The sequence below is a fragment of the Methylobacterium sp. Leaf123 genome (genome assembly GCF_001423405.1).
In the GTDB taxonomy this organism is placed as follows: Bacteria; Pseudomonadota; Alphaproteobacteria; order Rhizobiales; family Beijerinckiaceae; genus Methylobacterium.
The window spans coordinates 1-20,803 of record NZ_LMNS01000024.1; the positions used below are offsets into that span (position 1 = coordinate 1).

14 protein-coding genes and 3 pseudogenes are annotated in these 20,803 nt (G+C 66.6%); 13 read left to right on the plus strand and 4 right to left on the minus strand.

Going from position 1 to position 20,803, the window contains the following annotated elements; all coding sequences use genetic code 11:
• Positions 1 to 348: 348 nt before the first annotated feature.
• The 4 genes and pseudogenes from ASF53_RS25085 to ASF53_RS15670 all read left to right on the plus strand — a co-directional run.
• Positions 349 to 759 (plus strand): annotated as a pseudogene (locus ASF53_RS25085) (DUF2254 family protein); the annotation flags it as partial.
• Positions 734 to 847 (plus strand): annotated as a pseudogene (locus ASF53_RS26790) (NAD-dependent dehydratase); the annotation flags it as partial. The pseudogenes ASF53_RS25085 and ASF53_RS26790, both read left to right, overlap by 26 nt.
• A 43-nt stretch (positions 848 to 890) precedes the next feature.
• On the plus strand, positions 891 to 1,115 hold the full coding sequence (locus ASF53_RS26430; protein WP_156635569.1) for a hypothetical protein: 225 nt from the start codon (positions 891 to 893) through the stop codon (positions 1,113 to 1,115).
• Positions 1,105 to 1,833, plus strand: coding sequence for an EthD domain-containing protein (locus ASF53_RS15670; protein WP_156635571.1), 729 nt, complete (start codon positions 1,105 to 1,107; stop codon positions 1,831 to 1,833). The genes ASF53_RS26430 and ASF53_RS15670 overlap by 11 nt, the downstream gene beginning before the upstream one ends.
• Positions 1,834 to 1,927: 94 nt before the next feature.
• Here ASF53_RS15670 and ASF53_RS25090 read toward each other — a convergent pair whose 3' ends face one another.
• The gene (locus ASF53_RS25090) at positions 1,928 to 4,372 is read right to left on the minus strand and encodes a 2Fe-2S iron-sulfur cluster-binding protein (protein ID WP_286134475.1); all 2,445 of its coding nucleotides are present in this window, start codon (positions 4,370 to 4,372) and stop codon (positions 1,928 to 1,930) included.
• A gap of 223 nt (positions 4,373 to 4,595) precedes the next feature.
• Positions 4,596 to 5,051, minus strand: a complete 456-nt coding sequence (locus ASF53_RS26795) for an enoyl-CoA hydratase-related protein (RefSeq protein WP_286134476.1) — start codon at positions 5,049 to 5,051, stop codon at positions 4,596 to 4,598.
• Here ASF53_RS26795 and ASF53_RS26800 point away from each other — a divergent pair.
• The 7 genes from ASF53_RS26800 (at position 5,050) to ASF53_RS15710 (ending at position 13,782) form a co-directional block, all read left to right on the plus strand.
• Positions 5,050 to 5,499 (plus strand): hypothetical protein, encoded by a 450-nt coding sequence (locus ASF53_RS26800; protein WP_286134477.1) that lies wholly within the window; start codon positions 5,050 to 5,052, stop codon positions 5,497 to 5,499. The two genes, ASF53_RS26795 and ASF53_RS26800, sit on opposite strands and share 2 nt — an antisense overlap.
• A 210-nt stretch (positions 5,500 to 5,709) precedes the next feature.
• Positions 5,710 to 6,795, plus strand: a complete 1,086-nt coding sequence (locus ASF53_RS15685; RefSeq protein WP_056200227.1) for an efflux RND transporter periplasmic adaptor subunit — start codon at positions 5,710 to 5,712, stop codon at positions 6,793 to 6,795.
• Positions 6,792 to 9,899, plus strand: coding sequence for an efflux RND transporter permease subunit (locus ASF53_RS15690; RefSeq protein WP_056200230.1), 3,108 nt, complete (start codon positions 6,792 to 6,794; stop codon positions 9,897 to 9,899). Before ASF53_RS15685 ends, ASF53_RS15690 begins: the two co-directional genes overlap by 4 nt.
• A gap of 240 nt (positions 9,900 to 10,139) precedes the next feature.
• A complete protein-coding gene (locus tag ASF53_RS15695) occupies positions 10,140 to 10,682 on the plus strand; it encodes a TetR family transcriptional regulator (protein WP_056200234.1) in 543 nt (180 codons plus the stop codon).
• Positions 10,683 to 10,854: 172 nt separating this feature from the next.
• On the plus strand, positions 10,855 to 11,826 hold the full coding sequence (locus tag ASF53_RS26805; RefSeq protein WP_286134478.1) for a Vgb family protein: 972 nt from the start codon (positions 10,855 to 10,857) through the stop codon (positions 11,824 to 11,826).
• A gap of 34 nt (positions 11,827 to 11,860) precedes the next feature.
• Positions 11,861 to 13,273, plus strand: coding sequence for an MATE family efflux transporter (locus ASF53_RS15705; protein WP_056200237.1), 1,413 nt, complete (start codon positions 11,861 to 11,863; stop codon positions 13,271 to 13,273).
• A gap of 170 nt (positions 13,274 to 13,443) precedes the next feature.
• Positions 13,444 to 13,782, plus strand: coding sequence for a DoxX family protein (locus ASF53_RS15710; RefSeq protein ID WP_056200242.1), 339 nt, complete (start codon positions 13,444 to 13,446; stop codon positions 13,780 to 13,782).
• A 70-nt stretch (positions 13,783 to 13,852) separates the two neighbouring features.
• On the opposite strand, the gene ASF53_RS15715 is transcribed toward ASF53_RS15710, so the two are convergent.
• The gene (locus tag ASF53_RS15715) at positions 13,853 to 14,272 is read right to left on the minus strand and encodes a MarR family winged helix-turn-helix transcriptional regulator (RefSeq protein WP_286134479.1); all 420 of its coding nucleotides are present in this window, start codon (positions 14,270 to 14,272) and stop codon (positions 13,853 to 13,855) included.
• Between the two features lie 258 nt (positions 14,273 to 14,530).
• Here ASF53_RS15715 and ASF53_RS26435 point away from each other — a divergent pair, with 258 nt between their 5' ends.
• Positions 14,531 to 14,827, plus strand: a complete 297-nt coding sequence (locus tag ASF53_RS26435; RefSeq protein WP_210168536.1) for a hypothetical protein — start codon at positions 14,531 to 14,533, stop codon at positions 14,825 to 14,827.
• A gap of 112 nt (positions 14,828 to 14,939) precedes the next feature.
• Here the strand turns inward: ASF53_RS26435 and ASF53_RS25805 are convergent.
• Positions 14,940 to 15,900 (minus strand): annotated as a pseudogene (locus tag ASF53_RS25805) (IS630 family transposase); the annotation flags it as partial.
• A 1,019-nt stretch (positions 15,901 to 16,919) separates the two neighbouring features.
• Here ASF53_RS25805 and ASF53_RS15735 point away from each other — a divergent pair.
• The gene (locus ASF53_RS15735; protein WP_056200251.1) at positions 16,920 to 20,009 is read left to right on the plus strand and encodes a S8 family serine peptidase; all 3,090 of its coding nucleotides are present in this window, start codon (positions 16,920 to 16,922) and stop codon (positions 20,007 to 20,009) included.
• Positions 20,010 to 20,803: the final 794 nt, after the last annotated feature.

Consider the following 20,803-nt stretch of genomic DNA (forward strand, 5'->3'; position numbering starts at 1 on the left):
GTGATCTGCTGACGATTCTCGCCTGCGATGAAACGCTTCATCCCGACCTCCAAGATCGGGATTTACTCTACCAGATCAGCGCGTTTTCACACAGCCTGAACCCAAAGCAGGCATTGCAGAAGTCCGCTTCTGGGCAACCTGATGGTTAGGCCGGGCATCGCCAGGGCATGCAGCCGGACAGGGCCGAGAGCGTAAGCGGCAGCGCGGCTAGGGCGACGAGCAAGACAAGGGGCATCCTTACGACCCACACTTTTCCGAGACGAACGGACCGCTGCGTTCGTTGCCCAACGGGCGGGGCGGCCATTCGTGCCGGTTATCGGCTGCACCGGGAGATGTCAGTCCGCAAAGATGAAAACCCATGTCAAAGCTTGGCTTGAGATCCTCGGAGATCTGTTTTGGGTTCGCCCCGCTTTGTTCGTGCTCGGCTGCACCCTACTGGCTCAGCTCAGGATCTGGCTGGAGACGGCCCATATCGCCGGCATCGACGCATCTTCCCCGGACACGAACTGGGGATATTCGGGCGGCGCCGAGGGCGCGCGGGCGCTGCTCAGCGCCATCGCCTCCTCGAATATCGGGGTCGCCGGCACGACTTGCTCCGTCACCATTGCCGCACTGTTCCTGGCCTCTGGCCAGCTGGGGTCGCGACTCCTGCGCAACTTCATCCGCGATGCCCGTAATCAGACGGTCCTGGGCATCTTCCTGGGGGCCTTCGCTTACTCGCTGATGATCCTGCGTCGCGACAGACATAGGCAAGAGCCGCCGCTGCGGCTTCCTCGACTACCAGGCGACCGACGACTCCTTCCTCGACCTGTTCGAACGCCTCCGGGTCACACGCGTCCTCCCGTGAACTTGCCCCCGGTCAACCCCTTATCCTCCTCGAAGGAGCAAGCATGACCGCGAAGACCGAAGCGCCCGACCTCGCCCGCTCCGACCTGTTGCAGCGCCCGCCACATGGACGCGTCGTCGGCTCGACCACCATGCCGCCGATTGTGACGCCGACCTTCGTCTCGCGCACCGACGCCACGCCCGAACGACGCCGGCTCAGGCGTCAATCGCGCCTTGCAGGAGGTCGCGCATCCGGACCGGCACCCGAGCGCGCTGGCCTTGGAGGCTGACCCGAACCGCGCCTTCGAGCACTGGGACGAGTATTGGCGCAAGGTGCATGGGCCGAAGTTCGCTTACGAGGAACCCGGCACAGCGAACGACAGGGTGCTGCGCTACGACCAAGTGCACCGGATCGTCTCTGGTCCCTCGTCGGCCTTTCGGCCGCCTTACCGGGCCATGGTCGATGCGGACGGTAAGCTCGTCGATGACCCGGCCGCCCGCGTGCCGGCCTACCGCCGTCCGGACTGGGACGGGTTCGCCTACATCGCCTACGGAGCCGAGGAGGACATCGAGGCGGTGCTCGGACAGGAGCAGTATGCCAAGCGCATCATCGCGGACGAGCGCACGGCCTTCCGAATGGTCACCCGCGAGGTCGCGCGCGAGTATATCATCATCCCGAGCGCACGGCACCGCGACCCGGTCAGCCTCGTGAGGATCCACCGCCGGCGGCCGAAGCTCACACGCGAGGCGTTCCAGGCCCGGTGGCTGAAGGAGCACGCCGACCTCGTGGCGGGGAGGCCGGCGACGGGGGAGTACGTCCGGCGCTACGCCCAGCTGCACCCGTTCGGCTCGACGCAGGAGGACCCGGAGGGCTCGAAGATCGACGGGATCTCGGTCCTGTCATTCGCCTGCCTGAACGACGTCGAGGACTACCTCGTCACGGCGGACTACGCGGCCATCGAAGCGGCGGAGGCCGCGTTCGCCGACCCGGGGGCATCCGAGTTCTGAACGGCGGTAAATTACAGCGTTGTGAACCGCCTCGTGCCGGAGCTGGCGACCGAGCGATGATACTTCACTCTCGGACGCCTCGGCTGGCGACCGGCTAAGCCTCCAACTCCACGTCGCCCTGAGGCTCGGCCTGGCAGGCTAGGATGTAGCCGTCCTCCCGGTCGCCGTCGCTGAGCGCGTCCTGCACCGGCATGCGAACGTCTCCGGCTTTCAGCTTCACCATGCAGGTTCCGCAGGTACCGGAGCGACAGGCGCTGTCGATGCGGACTTTCGCCTCGCCGGCCACGTCGAGCAGCGTCGCGCCCTCCCGGGCCGAGGCCGACTTGCCGGAGTCCAGGAACTTCACCTTGCCGACGACCTTGCCGGACTTCCCGACTTTTTTGGTCGGATCGCGCCGGTCCGTTCCGAAGGCCTCGGTCCGTATCTGACCGGTCGGCACGCCCAGGTCGAGCAGGACCGCCTTGACCGCGTCCATCATCGGCGTCGGCCCGCAGATGTGAGTGCGGTGGAGCGCGATGTCCGGCACGGCGGCCCTGACGAAGCGGGCATCGATGCGGCCGGTATGGCCATTCCAGGTCTCGCCTCCCGGGGAGGACATCGCGACCGAGACGTGAAGCCTGGGATTCCGCTTCCTCAGCGTCTCGATCTCGTCCTTGAAGATGTAGTCGCGCGGGCTCTTGAAGCTCAGGAGCAGGTAGATCGTGCCGGGCCAGTCCGTCTCGGTCAGGTAGCGCACGCTGCTCATCATGGGCGTGATCCCGACGCCGCCGCCGACCAGCACCACGGTCGGCCATTCGGTTCCGGAGAACACGAAGCCGCCGCTCGGCGCCTCGACCTTGATGCGGTCGCCCGGCCGCATCTCGTCGTGCAGCCATCGGGAGACCGCCCCGTGCTCCTCGCGCTTGACGGTGATCTCGACGCGGTCCCGCCACGTCGGCGACGAGGCGATGGTGTACGAGCGACGGGTCGGGATGCCCTGCCTCGTGATCTCCAGCGTCAGGTACTGTCCAGCCACGTAGCGGAAGGGGACCTCTCCGCCCCTCGGGTCGACGAGACGGAACGTGCTGACCTCGTGGGTGACCTGCTCGACGTCCCGCAGTTTCAGCTCGCCGAACCACCGCACCTTCCCGGTCGCCTCGTCGTTCCGCTCGTAGGGCGTGATGGCGGGACGCAGCAACGACGCCTCGGGGATGATCTCGACGTGCTTGCGCCGGATCTCGGGCGACGGGAAGCACTTGCCGAACGCCAGCAGGAGCCGAGGGTCGCCGGAGATGCGGATCTTCCGCCTCGCCAATGCCCAAACCAGGCTCTTTTCCTTGGCGAGGAAGCCGAGCCATGTCTTGGCGTCGGCCATCACCCGTAGGTCGGGCTTGTCGACCAGGCCGTCACGGACGGCGATCTTCCCGTCGCGGACTGTGATGGTTGCCTGGCGGCTCTCCGCGCCCGTGAAGGTGAAGTGGAACACGGCGTCGAGATCGCGTGCCTGCGCCCGCTGGAACACGATGGGCATGAAGGTCAGGAGACCGCCGATGGTGCGTGGCGTCATGCCGTTGCCGACGGGCTTCACCGTCTTGTGCTTCCACTTGCGCCTGGCGATGTCCTCGGCGTCGGTGCCAGCCACGACGTAGACCGGCTCGGGCCGGTCCTGGAGCGGCTTCAGGACCTCGCGCCGGTGTGCACCCTTGTCCCTCAGGTACGTGCCGATGACGTCCTCGCCTGCCGGGCATACGGCGATGCAGTAGGCCGACTTGTAGTTCGCCCCGTAGGTCAGGCTCTGCCACATCGAGGCCGTCTCCGGCTCGTTGACCCGCCTGCGGTAGTCCAGCGCGTCGCGGGAGTCGGCGATCTGCTCCACCCAGTCGGTGAAGCCGCCCATGAACTCGCGATAGTTGTGGGTGAAGCACGCCTGGAAATCGAACTCGCCTTCGAGCCTGATCGCTCCGACCGGGCAGGCCGCGACGCAGAGCTTGCATTCGAGGCAGGGGTTGTAGTCGATGGGTGCGTCGGGAACGTCGATGTCCTGGTCGAGCAGGACCGTGCCCAGCAGGATGAAGTTGCCGAACTTCTGGTGGATGACGTTGCGGTGGATGCCCATCCGCCCGAGGCCCGCCGCGACGGCCACGGGCTTGTGGGCCACGATCCAGATCGCGTTGCCGGGGTTCTGGTTCATCTCCATCGGGAAACCCATGGAGGGGTTCACGGCCCGGATGCCACGGTCCTGAAGGCGCGCGACGAGGTCGGCGCAGATGGCGTTGGTGTCGTGGCCGGCCCGGTGGAATTCGAGGTTGGCCACGGACCGCGGCGTTCCGCGGACCGGTGCCTGGGCCATCTTGACGACGATGCTCACGAGGGACCGCGTCCAGGGATAGTGGCGCAGGATCTCGTCCCTTTGGGGCTCAAGCTCGGCCCGGTCGATCTCGACGAACCCCACGTCGTCCGCGCCGCATTCGAGGGCCAGCTTTCGCAGTTCGTCCGCGCCGAACGGCCTTCTCGGAGGGGCTGTCCCGTCCGCCAGTCCCGCCGCGCGCAGGCGTCTCACGGTAGGATGATCTTCGAGCTTCATGGAGCACAGATCCCTTGGCCTAGGACGAGGTTCGAGGTCGGGATGCGCGGATCACGCGGACCGGACATCCCAGCGGTTCGTCACCGCAGAAATAAACGTTGATATAAACCTATATTCCCTTGCACGTCGGTGCGCAACCGGCGGGCCACGTCACGATGCGGTGACGCGCCCGCCTGCGCGCAAAGCCATGCGGACGCGTTCACCGGCCGCGGAAGACCGGCTGCCGACCTTCGGCCTCCGCCTTGCGGCCTTCAAGAAAATCCTCGGTGCCATAGAGGGCGCGATACTGCTCCCCGAGGTTGGAGAACGCCCTTCCCTCCCACTGGTCGACCGCATTGCGGGCGGAGGCCAGGGTGGCCCGGATGCCCAGTGGGCCGCAGCGGGCGATCCTGGTTGCCATGTCCAGCCCCAGTTCCAGAGCGGTACGAGGGTTCGAGGCGATCTCCTGCACCAAACCCATGCTCCGTGCCTCCTCGGCTCCCCACCGGTCGCCCGTCAGCATGTATCGCATCGCGTTGCCCCACCCGGCCTCGCGCGGAAACCGCACCGTCGAGCCTCCCCCCGGGAAGCGTCCGTGGGTGTTCTCGTCCTGGGCGAAGCGCGTCTCGGCGGACGCGATGCGGATGTCGGCCACGAGGAAGAGTTCGTGGCCCATGTTCCAGGTATCGCCATGCACCACCGCGATGAGCGGCTTGCGCGAGAGCGCGCCCCGTCCCAACGGGTCGATCCCGTCGGCATCCGGCGCGCGCCTTGCCCGTCCTCAGGACCGTGGCGAAGGCATCGACGTCGATGCCGCGCGTGAAGGTATTGCCATGACCGAAGAGCACCGCCGCGCGAAGGTCGTCGTCTGCGTCGTAAGCGGCGTAGGCCCGTGCGAGGGCACTGAATGTTTCGGGATCGACCCGGTTGTGAACGTGGGTCCTGTTGAGGCCGATCAGGCAAATTTCCCCGCGTCGCTCGACCGTGACCTTGCGGTCGGCCTGCGGCGGACTGGGGACGTCTACCCTTTCTTCCGTGGCTTGCGAGCTCTCGACAGGCCCACCCTGGGCGAGCAGGGCCAACGTCCCCCCGACCAGGGGAGACATGACGACCGCGCGTCGTGACGGTCGGGACATCGGCACCGACATTCGCATCACCTTGAGCTTCGAGGACATCTCGTCGTCCCTGACCCCGGTGCCCCCGGTTCGAGGTCCGAATCTCGATCTGCATCGAAGCCGCCGACCGGTCGGCGAAGGCCATTGACGATAGATGACGACCGTAATAGATGATGGTCTTAATTTCAAACTCTCAGTTGGCCTCGGGGGTAATCGGCTATGGACGCGAGATGGGTGATCGGTCTGGCCGGCTTGGCCCTCTCAGCCTGCTCGCCGGCCGAGACGGCCGTGACCCCGGAGCCACCATTGGTCCAGGTTGCCGAGGTCGCTCCGGGGATCGGCGGGGTCTCGCGCTACACCGGCACGATCCGGGCTCGCACCGAAAGCAACCTCGGCTTCCGCGTCGGCGGCAAGATCTTTGAGCGCCTCGTCGATCCGGGTGACCACGTCACCCGCGGTCAGCCCCTGATGCGCCTCGACCGCACCGACTACAGCCTTGCCCTCAACGCCGCCCGCGCCTCCGTCGAGGCGGCCCGCGCCCAAATGATCAAGGCCCGGGCCGACGAGGAGCGCAGCCGCAAGCTCGTGGCGGACGGGTGGACCTCGAAGCAGACCTACGACCAGAACAAGGGCGCGGCCGACGCCGCCATCGCCCAGTTCGCCAACGCCGAGGCCCAGGCCAGCCAGATCCAGAACCAGGCAGGCTATGCCGAGCTCCAGGCCGATGCCGACGGTGTGGTCATGGAGGTGCCATCCTATCCCGGGGAAGTGGTCGCCGCCGGCCAGACCGTGGTCAAGCTCGCCCGTGACGGCGCCCGCGAGGCGGAGATCTTCCTGCCGGAGGCAAGCCGGCGTCTGGCCAAGGGCGACGCCACGGCCACGCTCTATGCCGAGGGCGAGACGACCTACCCGGCGCGGCTGCGCGAATTGTCCGCCACGGCCGATCCGGCCACGCGCACCTACCGGGCGCGCTACATCCTTTCGGGCGGCGGCGAGGACGCGCCGCTCGGCGCCACCGTCACCCTGCAGCTCAAGTCGCAGGACCAGTCTCGTCCCGCCACGGTGGAGGTGCCCCTGGCGGCCTTGTTCGACCAGGGGCGCGGCCCCTCGGTCTGGCGCTTCGACGTCGCCACCGGCACGGTGAAGCCGCAAGCCGTTCGGGTCGCCCGCATGGGCGAGGAGCGCGCCGAGATCGCGGCCGGACTCGATCCGGGCGACCGGATCGTGGCGCTGGGCGCCCACCTCCTGAAGGCCGACCAGAAGGTTCGCCAGGCGCCGCCCAGCATGACGGGAGTGGTGCGATGAGCGGCTTCAACCTCTCGGCCCTGGCGGTCCGCGAGCGGGCCGTCACGCTCTTCCTGCTCATCGCGCTGACCGGCGCGGGCTTCTTCGCCTTCGAGAAGCTCGGACGCGCCGAGGACCCGGCCTTCACCGTGAAGGTCATGACGGTCGCGGCCGCTTGGCCGGGCGCAACGGCGGAAGAGATGCAGCGCCAGGTCGCCGACCCGCTGGAGAAGCGCCTGCAGGAACTCGTCTACTACGACCGGGCCGAGACCACGGTCCGGCCCGGCCTGATGACGACCAAGGTCATCTTCAAGGACAACATGCCGCCGGCAAAGCTCCAGTCGGAGTTCTACCAGGCGCGCAAGAAGCTCTCCGATCAGGCCTCCAGCCTGCCGCGCGGCGTGATGGGGCCTCTGTTCAACGACGAGTTCTCGGACATCTACTTCGCCCTCTACGCCGTGCAGGCGAAGGGACTCCCCCACCGCCAACTGGTCCTGCGCGCCGAGGACCTACGCCAGCGCCTGCTGCGAGTGCCCGGCGTCGAGAAGATCAACATCCTCGGCGAGCAGGCCCAAAAGATCTTCGTCGAGATCTCCTACCAGCGCCTCGCCACCCTCGGGATCAACGGCCAGCAGGTCCTGGCTGCGCTTGCCAACCAGAACGACGTGACGCCCGCGGGCTTCGTCGAGGCCGAGGGCCCGCGCGTGTACCTGCGCCTCGACGGCGCCATCGACGGGCTCGACGCGATCCGCAACCTACCCGTGGCCGCCGGCGACCGTAGCCTCAAGCTCGGCGACATCGCCGAGGTGAAGCGTGGCTACGAGGACCCGCGGACCTTCGAGATCCGCAACGGCGGTGAGGCGGCGCTGATGCTCGGCATCGTGATGAAGCCCGGTTACAACGGCCTCAAGCTCGGCGAGGCGCTGAACGCCGAGGAAGTCGCCATCCACCACGAGACGCCCGTCGGCATCACGTTCGCCAAGATCACCGACCAGGCGAAGGTCATCGACGACGCCATCCACGAGTTCATGGTGAAGTTCTTCACCGCGCTCGGCGTGGTGATCTTCGTGTCCCTCGTCGCGCTAGGCTTCCGGGTCGGCATCGTGGTGGCGCTCGCCGTGCCGCTGACGCTCTCGGCGGTGTTCGTGGTGATGATGCTCACCGGCCGCGACTTCGATCGCATCACACTCGGCGCCCTGATCATCTCGCTCGGCCTCCTCGTCGACGACGCCATCATCGCCATCGAGATGATGGTGGTGCGCATGGAGGAGGGCTACGACCGCATCGAGGCGGCGACCTATGCCTGGAGCTCGACCGCCGCGCCGATGCTGACCGGCACCCTCGTCACCATCGCGGGCTTCCTCCCCGTGGGCTTCGCCGCCTCGACCGCGGGTGAGTACGCCGGCAACATCTTCTGGGTGGTGTCGTTCTCGCTGATCATCTCGTGGATCGTGGCGGTGACGTTCACGCCCTATCTCGGCGTCAAGCTCCTGCCGAATATTAAGAAGGTGGAAGGCGGGCACGACGCCATCTACGCCACGAAGAACTACGAGCGTCTGCGGCGCGTCGTGCGGATGTCCGTCGACCACAAATGGTGGGCCGCCGGCATCACGGTCGGGCTGTTCGGCCTCGCTGTGGTCGCCATGGGCAAGGTCGAGCAGCAGTTCTTCCCGAACTCGGAGCGCCCCGAACTCATCGTCGAGGTGACGCTGCCGGCAGGATCGGCCTTCGCCACCACCGAGGCCACGGTGAAGCGGGTCGAGGCGGCCGTGCGTGAACTACCGGAGGCGCGCGAGATCACGAGCTACATCGGCCAGGGCATGCCGCGCTTCGTGCTGTCGTTCGACCCCGAACTGCCGGACCCCGCCTTCGCTCAGATCGTCGTGCAGACAGCCGACGCCGCCGCCCGCGACGCTCTCAGGGGCAAGGTGCGGGGGCTCGTCGACGACGGCCGCTTTCCCGAGGCGCGGGTGCGGGTGCTGCAGATCGTGTTCGGACCGCCGGTGCGTTTCCCGGTCGCCTTCCGCGTGGTCGGGCCTGACCTCGATGTGATCCGCGGCATCGCGGCGGAAGTCGCGGGGGTTATGGCCTCCAACCCGAGCATGCGGATGGTTCACCTCGACTGGGGCGACAAGACGCCGTCCTTACGCCTCGCCCTGGACCAGGAGCGCCTGCGCTTGATCGGCCTGACACCGAAAGAGGCCGGACAGCAGTTGCAGAACTACCTCAACGGCACGCCAGCGACCCAGGTGCGCGAGAACCTGCGCTCGGTGGACGTGCTGCTGCGCAGCCCCGGCCCCGAGCGGCGCTCGCTCGGCGATATCGGTGATCTAACGCTGGCTACGAAGGACGGACGGCAGGTGCCCGTCTCCCAGGTGGCGCGACTGGAAACTCGCTACGAGGACGCGGTCCTGAAGCGCTACAACCGCGAGACCTACATCCGCGTCCAGGGCGACGTTCTGGACGGCAAGCAGCCGCCGGACATCCACGCACAAGTGTTCCCGCTGCTCGACCCAATCAAGGCCAAGCTGCCGCCAGGCTACCGCATCGACACGGCCGGTTCGGTCGAGGAAAGCGTCAAGGCGCAGATGTCCCTGGCAGCCGTGTTCCCGGTCATGCTGTTCGTCACGCTGACAGTCATCATGATCCAGGTCCGGTCGTTCTCGGCGATGTTTATGGTGTTCGCGACCGCCCCTCTCGGGTTGGTGGGGGCCGCGCCGACACTTCTGATCTTCGGGCAGCCCTTCGGCTTCAACGCGATCCTCGGCCTGATCGCGCTGTCGGGCATCCTGATGCGCAACACCCTGATCCTTGTGGACCAGATCCACCACGACCAGGCGGCGGGCCTGTCGGACTATGACGCCATCGTCGAATCGACCGTACGCCGGGCGCGTCCCGTCATCCTGACGGCGGCCGCCGCCATGCTGGCCTTCGTCCCGCTCACCCACTCGGTGTTCTGGGGAGCGCTCGCCTACGTGTTGATCGGCGGCGTCGGCGTCGGGACCCTGCTGACGCTGCTGTTCCTGCCCGCCCTCTACGCCCTCTGGTTCCGGGTGGCGCGGGAGCCGCGCGGCAAGGAGAGCGCTGCCGGAGCCCACGCGGTGCCGATGCCCGTAAAGTCCTGAGACGGGACGAACGCTTCGTTGCCCCGCCCCCAGGGCAACCCGAGATCGCGCGTTTGTCCTTCCGAACGTGCGATGCGTCGACCGGCCTGCGATTCCGCTCACCTCAGCAGGCCGGTCGATCAGCCTTTTCCACCGTATTGGGGCTCATCGAAGTTCATGAGAGCCCGCACAAGCGTCCGCCCCTTCAATAAATGACTGCTTGCATCTATATGAATCTCTGTAACGGCGAGGGACGATAGGATGCCGAGGGTTTCGCAGGAGCAAGCCAAGCTCAACCGCCAGCGGGTCGTGGAAGTAGCGTCCTCTCTGTTCCGGGAGCGAGGCCTCAACGGCATCGGTGTCGTGGACATCATGGCGGCTGCAGGCCTGACCCACGGCGGCTTCTACGGCCAGTTCGCCAACAAGGAGGCACTCGCGGCCGAGGCATTCGATGCCGCGATCCGTGACGAGTACGAAGCGAACCTCGACGCCTTCATTGAGAACTACCTGTCCCTCGGCCACGTGCGCACACCCGGCAGGGGTTGCCCGGTCGCGGCGCTGGTGAGCGATATCGGGCGCGAGCCAGCAGGGAGCGCCCTGCGGTCGCGGTTCACCCACGCTGTCAAAGGGCTCGCCGGCCTCATCGCAGACAGGCTGCCCAAGGCCACGAAGGAACGGCGCAGGCAACGGGCCCTGATCGCGTTGTCGACCATGGTCGGGGCGGTGGTGCTTGCACGGGGCGTCGACGACGAGGCTTTAGCCGACGAACTGCTCACGGCGGCCCGATCCACCATCGCAGGCTGAAGGGGCATGGGAGCCCGCTTTCCGGAGCGGGTTCCCGTCTGGAAATGACACCCCCATTGACCGATCCTCCTCGGCCAAATAGATTAATATCATAATGTTTAGAGGCCGACTCCTAGTGGATTGCTCCACCGCGGGACGACGGCCTGACCGAGTCATCCAAAGGGAGTGAACGATGAGAAACCCGAGTCGCTTGGCGCGTCGCAGCAGCCGTTTGCACCACGCGATGTGGCTGTCGCTCGCCGTCGCATCCCTGAGCCTTCCTGCCCTCGCCGCCGACGGGGCAACGAGTGTGCGTCTGCCGGACACCTCTCGCTTCCCGGAGAGCGTGACGGCGGACGCGAACGGCACCCTCTTCGTCAGCAGCATCGCGGATGGCGGCGTCCTTAAGGTCGGCGCGGACGGCGCCGTGGTGTCTCAGTTCCTGAAGCCGGGCGACCACGGCACCCGGTCCACCTTCGGCCTTTTGGCCGACCCCAAGCGCGGGGTGCTCTGGGTTGCCTCGAACGACGCCACGCCCCTGGGAGCCAAGGGGCCGACCAGCACGGAAGGGGCGTGGGTCAAGGCCTTCGACGTCGCGACCGGCGCGATGAAGACGAGTGTCAGGCTGCCGGGCGCCAAAGCGCTGGCGAACGACTTCGCCCTCGACGGCGACGGCTCGCTCTACGTCACCAACACGTTCGCCCCGCAGATCCTGCGCTTGAAGCCGACGGCAACGGAGTTCGAGGTCTTCGTCGAGGACTCGGTCCTCAGCAAGGGGCTGGACGGCATCGCCTTCGGCGCCGACGGAAACCTCTACGTCAACACCTTCATGGGCGGCGAGCTATTCCGCATCGAGGTGAAGCAGGGCATGGCCGGCAAGGTCACGCAGCTCGAAACATCGCGTCCTCTGAAGTTCCCGGACGGGCTGCGGCCCTTCAAGGACGGGTTCCTGATGGTCGAGGGCAGCGGTGCCCTGAGCCGCATCACGGTCTCTCACAACAGCGCCAAGATCGAGCTGCTTCAACAGTTCGCCGGGCCCACCGGCGTGACGGTTGCGGGTGACAGGATCTGGGTCTCCGAGGGCCAATTGGGGCTGATGTCCAAGCCGGCCGAGGCCGGACGGGAGGGCCCGAGCTTCCACCTCCGCTCCGTGGACGTCCGGTAGCGCGGCGCCCGACGATCCCGGACAGGGGGCCACCATGGACGTTCGCACACGGCAACTGCTCACGGCTCCCCTCGTGCCGACCCTGGCCCGGATGGCCGCGCCCAATATCCTGGTGATGGCGGTCCAGACCTCCGTCGGCCTCATCGAGACGTATTTCGTGTCGATGCTCGGCACCGACGCATTGGCCGGGATGGCCCTCGTCTTCCCGGTGGTGATGCTGGTCCAGATGCTCTCCGCCGGCGGGATGGGGGGCGCCATCCAGTCGGCGGTCTCCCGCACGCTGGGTGCGGACCGACGGGCGGATGCGGGAATCCTGGCTTGGCACGCGACGGTGCTCGGCCTGGGGCTCGGCATCGCGACGAGCCTCGTCTCCCTGCCGTTCGGACCGATACTCTACGCGGCGATGGGCGGGTCCGGAGGCTCGCTCCGGGCCGCGACCACCTACGCCGGCATCGTCCTCGGCGGCGCGGTCCTGATCTGGCTTTTCAACGCCCTGTCTGCGGTGATCCGCGGCACCGGCAACATGGCGCTCCCGGCCATCGTCACCTGCGTCGGGGCCTTCGTGCTGGTGCCACTCTCGCCCGCGCTGATCTTCGGATGGGGACCATTCCCGGAGCTCGGCGTCGCGGGCGGCGGCGTCGCGTTCACGGCCTACTACGCCGCGGGCTCGGCGGTCTTCGCGACCTACATCTGGTCCGGTCGTGGCGTGCTGCATCCGACCAGACAAGTGCCGAAACTGACCTGGGCCCCGTCGCGGAAGATTCTCCGCATCGGGGTGCTCTCGGGCATCGCCAGCGTGACCTCCAACGTCACGGTCATCGCCGCCACCGCCTTCGTCGGTACGGCCGGACCGGCGGCCGTGGCCGGGTACGGCACCAGCGCACGTCTCGAATATCTCCTTGTTCCCCTCGTCTTCGGTCTCGGTTCGCCCATCGCGGCCATCGTCGGTACGGCGCTGGGAGCCGGTGACCATGCCCGAGCCCGGCAGGCCGCCCTGACCGGCGCCGTCGCCGCCGGCGCCCTGACCGAGGCCATCGGGATTGCGGCCGCCCTCCACCCGATCGGCTGGCTCGGGCTGTTCGGCGACGACCCGGCGATGGTCGCCACGGGCTCGCTCTACCTTCGTGTCGTGGGTCCGTTCTACGGCTTCTTCGGTTTCGGGCTGGCCCTCTACTTCGCGGCCCAGGGCGCCGGTCGCGTCGGCTGGCCGCTCGCCGCCAGCCTGCTTCGGATGGGGGTAGCATTGGGCGGGGCGTGGACCGCCTCTGCGCTGGGGTTCGGGTTAGGCGGCACCTTCCTCGCCGTATCGGCCGGGTTCGTCGTCATGGGGCTCGTCAACGCGGTGGCCTTCGCGACCTGCCGCATGTTCCCGCGCGTGCCCAGCGACCGGCCGTCCCCGACATCCTTTCTCGTTGCGCCTGCCGCCGGAGCGGTCGCGAGGCGCTGACCGTGCCGCTTGGGGAGACGCCTTCGATGACGGGAGCATTCAATGGGCGACGCATTGGGGACCGGGCGCTCCGGTTCCTACTGGCGGCGGTCTTCGTCGGCGCGGCCGGGATGAAGCTAGTGCACTGACGCCTTCAAAAGTTACACCGCGCATCAAAAATTCGTCCTATAATCCAGTCAGTTAGCAAGCACCTACGTGGCTCGTTCGTTGGTGTCAGTGCACTAGCGGCGTCCGAGTTCGAGGTCTCGAACTTCGAGCGCTTCGGCTACCCGTCCTGGTTCATGTACGCCGTGGGCATCGCCCAGTTGCTCGGCGCTGTCTCGCTTTGGGTCCAGGGGTACGTCGCCTACGGAGAGCTGTTCCTGGCCGCCCTGATGGCCGGCGGCGTCGCCAGCCACCTTGGTGCCGGCGATCCGGTCGTCATGGCCGCTCCGGCGCTCGGGCTGCTGGCGCTTCTGTGCGGCCTCGCCTTCGTCCGGCGAGGCGAGCTTCCGTCTCTACGGGTGTGAATGGCGGAAAGGGATCCGCATAAGTTCGAAGCCCCTACTGGACTTCCTTCCAGGTACGCTTCGGCCGGCCTCACCCCGACAGGGCCGTGGCGGCGGCACGGAAGGCGTTCTGATCGACCGTGCCCAGTTGCCGGGCAACAGCCTCTTGAGTCTGCTGCCATAGGGGATACGCCTCGGTCAGGAGCGTGCGGCCCTCGTCGCTGAGGACGACCCGCCGGACACGACGATCCTCCGCATCGCCCTGGACTGTTACGAGGCCCCGGCGTTCCAGGGGCTTCAGGTTGGCCGTGATGGTCGTTCGATCCGTCGCCAGATGCTGCGCCAGTGCGCTGATGGTCGGCGGTTCCTCGCGCACCAGCATCATCAGCAACGTGAATTGCCAATTCGAGAGCCCGGTCGGTCGGAGGGCTGCGTCGTACTTGCGCCCGATGGCCCGGGCGGCCTTCTGCGCCGCGAAGCTGTAGCAGCTCCGTTCGACGTATGCGGCCATCGTCGGTGTGAGAACGGGATCTGCCGCCATGATCGCTACGCCGGAGGGTTGATACCAACTATATAGGCGTGGCCAGGCCGTCGCCCATATCCGAAAATCCCATGTCCAACGGCACACCGGTAGATTGATACCAACATTGTGTGCTGCCGCACAGAAGCTGGGACAGATAGGTTTATATCAACGTTATTGCGCTAAGCGAGGCCACCGGATCGAGGCGAACCGGCAGGGCCAGCCGCACACGCGATGAGGAGAACTCCGATGACCGTTCGTTCCATTCTCGCCGCTACCGCAGTCGTCGCCGGCTTCACCGCTACGGCCGCTGCCCAGGAAGGTCGCACCATCGACGCGTGGGGTCATTCCTTCGAAGTCCCTGGCTCCCGGGCGGCTTCCAGGGCAATCGCCGCCGAGCCGGATGCCTTCCGTACCGTCGCTCCCGAGCGCACCTACGTTTCGGGCAAGGTCGGCACCGTGGTCGAGAGTGAGGTCCTCACGCCTGTCACGACCTCCAAGGAGATCAACGTATGGGGTGCGCGCATCGCGGTGCCAGCTCGCTAGAGCTGTTCCCGCGCACGTAGCGACGGCCAAGTCGGTATCGTAGCCGGCGGCAGCGAGGGAATTGCGGCACTCATCTGCCGTGAAGCGAGCAAAAGCCTGCCGGATGGCGTGNCACGTAGCGACGGCCAAGTCGGTATCGTAGCCGGCGGCAGCGAGGGAATTGCGGCACTCATCTGCCGTGAAGCGAGCAAAAGCCTGCCGGATGGCGTGCCACAGATCGGGGACGGTGCGAGCTGCTGCCGTCCGGAGCAGAGCCTTCAGCTTGGCGAAGATCTGCTCGATCGGATTGAAGTCCGGGCTGTCGGGCGGGAGGTAGAGCAGCCTCGCCCCGGCGGCCTCGATGGTSTCACGCACACCCGCCACCTTGTGGGCCTGCAGGTTGTCGAGGATGACGGTGTCACCGGGCTTGAGCACGGGCACGAGCGTGTCGGTGACGTAGGCCCGGAAGCGTGYGCCGTTGGTGGCGCCGTCGAACAGGGTAGTGGCGCACAGGCCTTCGCTACGCAGGGCGGCGGTGATCGTGGTGGTCTTGTAGTGCCCGTGCGGGACTGCAAGCCGGCAGCGCTCGCTCCGCGGAGCCCGTCTGTCGCGGCGTGCCATGTTGGTGGCCGCGGCTGTCTCGTCGAGGAAGACCAGCCTGTCGGGATCGAGGGCGTCCTGGTTCTCGAACCAAGCCTCGCGAGCCGCCCTTACGTCCTCGCGCGCCTGCTCGGCAGCGTGGATCGCCCCTTTTTACGGGTGATGCCGTGCCGGGCGAAGAAGCGGGACAGGCTGCTCGTGCTGGTCTGCAGGCCGCGCTCGGCCAAAGCGTCACGCAGTTCGCGCAGAAAGATCGCCGGCCGCGCCTCGTAGGTCGTCAGGATCAGGTCGGCCTGCGCCTCGATCCGGTGCGAGGCGTGATCGCCGCCCGACAGCTTGGGCGCGAGCTGTCCCTCCTGGCGAAACCGATCCGACCAGCGGCTGGCGCTGGACACGCTGACCCCGAACCGGGCTGCGGCTTGATGACAGGACGCGCCCGCGGCTACCGCCGACACGACACGCTCGCGTAGATCGACAGACAAGGGTGAAGGCATCAGCATCCTCCTTCACTCCTCAACGTCCCGACTCTCCAGCTGTCCCAACCCGCTCGGGCACGGCTCTAGCTGTATCGCCACGGACCACATCGCATCCAGCCTGCCGTGACTGAGGAACAAGGGGCCGGCATACCGTTCGATCTCGATCGGCATCGTCGGCAGCAGAACGTCTGACGAACCGCGCCACGCCCAGGCCCGCTCGGCCGGGTCCCAGGACCGCCTCCGGGATTTCCGCTGTCCCGATAGTTCGCAGAGATGAAGGCACCGCAGATCACGTCTGGCGCGGCGTGCACGGCCACGGCGTCAGGCAGGCCGGGAACGCCGTCCCACACCATCAAAGAGGTAACGAGCAAGGCGTATTCGGCTCCGCGGGACGCACCGTAGTGGCCGACCTTGCTCGACAGCAGCAGGCTGTGAAGCATGGCCAAAGCCTCGGCGGGCCGGTCCAAGGCGACATCTCGGATGTGGCGGTGTCGACGGCCCACAGGCGCGCCGCCGCCATAGCCTCGGGTGCCGCCGCCTCGCCCGCGCGCCAGCGTCAGGTCGTGTGGTCCTACTCGCCGATGTCGGCGGCGAGCTTGCCCTCCCTGTGGTTGCCGTAGACGATGCGTCCGATGCGCTCCAGCGCGTCGTAGGACGGCGAGAGCTAAAATTGAGCGAGCATCGCAATGCCGCCGCCGTTCGGCCTCGAGTTTCGACGTTCTATGATCGGATTGTAGTACAGCGCCGAACGTCAGGTCTGTCATTCATACAATTTTTGCAACGATCACCTGATCGACTCATATCGCCCTTAACCATGGCAAAGATACACTATGCAGGCTGAGCTGTGCCGCTATACACGGGCAGCCTACTGCTAGGGTTCTGAGCTGTGCCACGTCACGAGCGCTCGGAGGCTTGCGTCCTAACAAGCAGATAGGCGGATGTGTTCGCCTATGGCGTACCATCGTAAGCAGACTTGCAGCACGGCCGGCAGGCGCGAGGCTGCGCAATTGTATTCAAGACGAAGCTAGAAGAGAATCATGCGTCGATATCCAGCTGGCGGTGCGCGTAACCTGCTGAAGGGCCTCATAGCCTCGACCGCTCTGCTCTACCCGATCACCGTTTGCTTCGCCGCAGAGGGCGTAGCGCTGCCGCGTTTCGCGCGCCTCGGCGATGCGCCTGGCATTGTCCCGCCCAGCTCGCCCTCTTCGGCCGGACGGAGCGCGGAAGACTTCCGCACGCAGGAATATCGTGCCGATTACGGTCTGGAGCAGATCGGCGCGGCCCGAGCCTATGCCCGCGGCTACACCGGCGCCGGCATCCTAGTCGCGGTCGTTGATAGCGGCCTCGACGGAGACCACCCTGAATTTGCCGGCCGCATCTCGCGAAGCTCGCGCAACTTCGACATTGGTTACAGGACCCCAGGTGATTTCTCAGACCGGGAACCGGGTGCCCACGGCCACGGCACCCACGTCTCCGGTACGATCGGCGCAGCCCGGGACGGCATCGGTATGCACGGCGTGGCCTTCGATGCGACGATCCTGGCACTCCGGGCCATCAGCACGGGCGGCAATCCCAACGCGGCGATCGAAGCCGCAGCCGAACAGGGGGCCCGTGTGGTGAATGGCAGCTACGGTCCGGACTATCCGGGGGTTTATCTACCCGATGGAATTCTGAACCCGGATTACGAAGTACTGCCAACAAATCCCTTGTTTCCCAACTTTGTTGATGAATATCGCGCCATGAAGCGAGCCGTCGATAAGGGAACACTGCTCGTCTTTGCTGCCGGCAACGATCGCGTCGACCAGCCGCTAATTTCCCACAATCCTTCCGGCGTCGCCCTCTTCCCCTACATCAAACCCGAAAATGCGGGCAGCGGCGTCTATCAGTTGATCGATAAACAAGGCGAGCCTGCTCAACAGAGCCATCTTGACTTTTCTGGCGTTGCCGGCTCGATTATTTCTGTCGTTGCCGTCGATGAAGCCAACACCATTACGTGGTTTAGCAACTGGTGCGGGGTGACGGCCGACTGGTGCATCGCCGCACCGGGCTTTGACATCTACTCGACTGTTCCGCGCGGGACGGGAACCGGCCCTAGCCAGGGCTACCGTGACATGAGCGGTACCTCGATGGCGGCACCGCACGTCTCCGGCGCCGCCACGGTGCTCGCTCAGGCCTTCCCGTTCCTCACGGCACCACAACTCGCCCAGACCTTGTTCACCACGGCCACATCGATCGGCCCACGCGAGATCTACGGATGGGGGCTGCTCAACCTCGGCAAGGCCATCGACGGGCCGGGGGCCTTCACGAGTACCTGGGACGTCGACACGCTAGGTTTCTACGGCCGGTTTGCCAACGACATCGGCGGCAGCGGCGGCCTCGTCAAGCGCGGCGCCGGCACCCTAGAGCTTGCTGGCGCCAACACCTATGCGGGGGCGACCACGATCGCGGGCGGAACGCTTGCGATCAACGGCTCAGTCACCTCGCCGGTTGCCGTCGCTTACGCGGGCACCCTGCGCGGTACCGGCCACCTCGGCGGTTCTTTGACCAGCGACGGCGTGGTGCGGCCCGGCAACTCTCCCGGCACTCTCACGGTCGTCGGGCCCGTCACTCTGATGGCGGACAGCCTGCTCGCCCTCGACATCGACGGGACCGGCACCGGTAACGGGCGCGGCAACTATTCCCGCCTGCTCACCGCCGGCCCGCTCACGGCTGGCGGCGTCGTTGTCCCGATCCTGCGCGATATCGCGGGGGAGGCGAGCAACGGCTACATCCCGCTGTTGGGCCAGCGTTTCGGGGTGGTAAGCGCCGCAGGCGGGTTGTCTGGCAGCTTCGCGGGCCTTGCGCAGCCCGAGAACGGCCTTTTCCGCTTCACCCGCTTCGACGCCCTCTACGGCGCGACCAGCCTCGATCTCGTGGTGACCCCGGCTCGCTACGCCGATCTCGCAGCCGTCGGCCTCGCGCAGGGCGGCAATGCCCGGATGATCGGCGCGGCGCTCGACGCTGCGCGTCCGGAGGCCGGCACCCGGCCAGACACGGCCCGCGCCCCGCTGTTCGACGCCCTCTACGCAGCCGCCCCCAGCACGATTGGGAACGGGCTCGCGAGCCTTGCGGGACAGACCTACGGCGACGCGCTGGTGGCTGACCTCGCCGGGCGGCGGCTGCTCGCCAACACGATCGACCGACATCTCACCCTCGGGGGTAGCGGTGTGAGCCTTCAGGCTGCCGAGAGCGGGCGCAGCACCGGTGCGCTGGTCACGCTGCGCCAGGGAGCGGGAACCGACGCGGCTCCGCTCGCGGTTGGCGAGGGGCGGCTATGGGCCGATGGACTCTACGGCTTCGGCAACCGCGTGGGAGATCGCACCGCCAGTGGCACGCGCTTCGACGCAGGCGGCCTCGTGATCGGGCTCGACCGGCAGGTCGGCACTGACATGCTGGTTGGAGCAGCCTTCAGCTACCTGCACAGCTCCGGCTCCTCGGCGGCAGGGGAACTCGGACGGTTCACCACGGACAGCTTCGGTGGCACGCTCTATGGCGCGGCCCGTTTCGGATCTCTGGAGCTGCGTGGCTCTGCGGGCTTCGGCTACTCCGACGTGCGAGTTGACCGTATCTCGACAGTCGGAACTTACACTCGCAATTTCGGCACGACACCCGGTGGTCTTGATGCCGGTGCAAGTGCCTTCGCCGGCTATCTTCTCAGCGGCGAACTACCGGTTTCGCTGATTCCGGAGATTGGCTTCTCTTACGACTACCTGAACCGGTCGCGTGTCACAGAGGCGGGCTCTTCAGCTTTGGGCGGCATCGGCACCCGCGACCTCCTGGCGGCACGTAGCTTGGTCGGCGGTCGTCTGACAGGCCTTTCGTTCGGCGACGCGGGCCGCGTCCGGGTAGAAGCACGGGCCTACTGGGCGCACGAACTCGCCGACACCGCGGCACTGATCCGCTCGGATCTGTTCGGCATCGGCTTCGCAACGCGCACCAGCCGAGTCGGCCGCGATGGCGCCCTGCTTGGACTGGCAGTGAGCGGCGAAGTTGCGCCCGGCACGCGCCTCGCCTTGAGCTACATGGGCGAAGTTCGCCCCGGTGCGACCGCGCACGGCTTTACGGCCGGTCTGGTCGCCGCCTGGTGATCCAGCAGGCATCCAAGGGGGCACTGCTCCTAACTAAGCCAAGGGGGCATCGCCGTTCGTGTCCGTGACGAACTACGACGTGGCGCTCTCTCCGCGCATCGACGATGTCGAGCGTATGCGCAGGCCAATGGGCATTCGGTGGGTCGCGCGCGGGCCGCGGCCCGCCACTATTCGGACCAAACAAATTCGATTTCGGCATTATATGCGTTGGTGAAGTTTTAGCAACGAGCGAGCCACTGACCGTCAGTCACAAGACTAGAAAGAGAAACGGCCCGGACCGGGGCTTATCATTGGAAGGGCGTGCAGCGCGAGCCGCACGTCCTTCCTCGTTTTAGGCCTGAGCTGAACACTCGGTCTTGAGGACATGATGCGAAAAAAGCCGCTACATTCCTCGCCCGTGGTTGGTTGAGCCGGTCATCGCCTTTTATCCGAGTGGTCGGGCCTGCACACCATCATCGATGAGCAACCGGTGCGGGGCGACCGTGGTCAGCGCCGAGGTCATCGATCGCCGCGATCTCTGCAATGGACACGCGCTGTCGCCGTCATGATCCTCGTCCGAAGGCTCGGGCGAGCATCATGACTTATCGGACGGACTCTCAGTTCTTCCAGACCTTTCCCACGCCTGCCAAGCCCTCAGCTACGGCGGACTTCTCCGTTTTCGGAGAGGAGCCAGTCCGTGCGGTCGTGTGGCGGACACCTAAGAGTCCGTCCGATAAGTCGTGATGCTCGCCCGAGCCTTCGGACGAGGATCATGACGGCGGCGGCGTAGAGGAAGGCCTGGGCCGAGGCGAGGG

Coding starts and splice junctions, on each gene's coding strand:
- ASF53_RS26800 (WP_286134477.1), top strand. CDS start 5,050: ATGTTCCAGGTATCGCCATGCACCACCGCGATGAGCGGCTTGCGCGAG.
- ASF53_RS26430 (WP_156635569.1), top strand. CDS start 891: ATGACCGCGAAGACCGAAGCGCCCGACCTCGCCCGCTCCGACCTGTTG.
- ASF53_RS15685 (WP_056200227.1), top strand. CDS start 5,710: ATGGACGCGAGATGGGTGATCGGTCTGGCCGGCTTGGCCCTCTCAGCC.
- ASF53_RS26805 (WP_286134478.1), top strand. CDS start 10,855: ATGAGAAACCCGAGTCGCTTGGCGCGTCGCAGCAGCCGTTTGCACCAC.
- ASF53_RS26435 (WP_210168536.1), top strand. CDS start 14,531: ATGACCGTTCGTTCCATTCTCGCCGCTACCGCAGTCGTCGCCGGCTTC.
- ASF53_RS15690 (WP_056200230.1), top strand. CDS start 6,792: ATGAGCGGCTTCAACCTCTCGGCCCTGGCGGTCCGCGAGCGGGCCGTC.
- ASF53_RS15735 (WP_056200251.1), top strand. CDS start 16,920: ATGCGTCGATATCCAGCTGGCGGTGCGCGTAACCTGCTGAAGGGCCTC.
- ASF53_RS15705 (WP_056200237.1), top strand. CDS start 11,861: ATGGACGTTCGCACACGGCAACTGCTCACGGCTCCCCTCGTGCCGACC.
- ASF53_RS15715 (WP_286134479.1), bottom strand. CDS start 14,272: ATGGCCGCATACGTCGAACGGAGCTGCTACAGCTTCGCGGCGCAGAAG.
- ASF53_RS26795 (WP_286134476.1), bottom strand. CDS start 5,051: ATGGGCCACGAACTCTTCCTCGTGGCCGACATCCGCATCGCGTCCGCC.
- ASF53_RS15695 (WP_056200234.1), top strand. CDS start 10,140: ATGCCGAGGGTTTCGCAGGAGCAAGCCAAGCTCAACCGCCAGCGGGTC.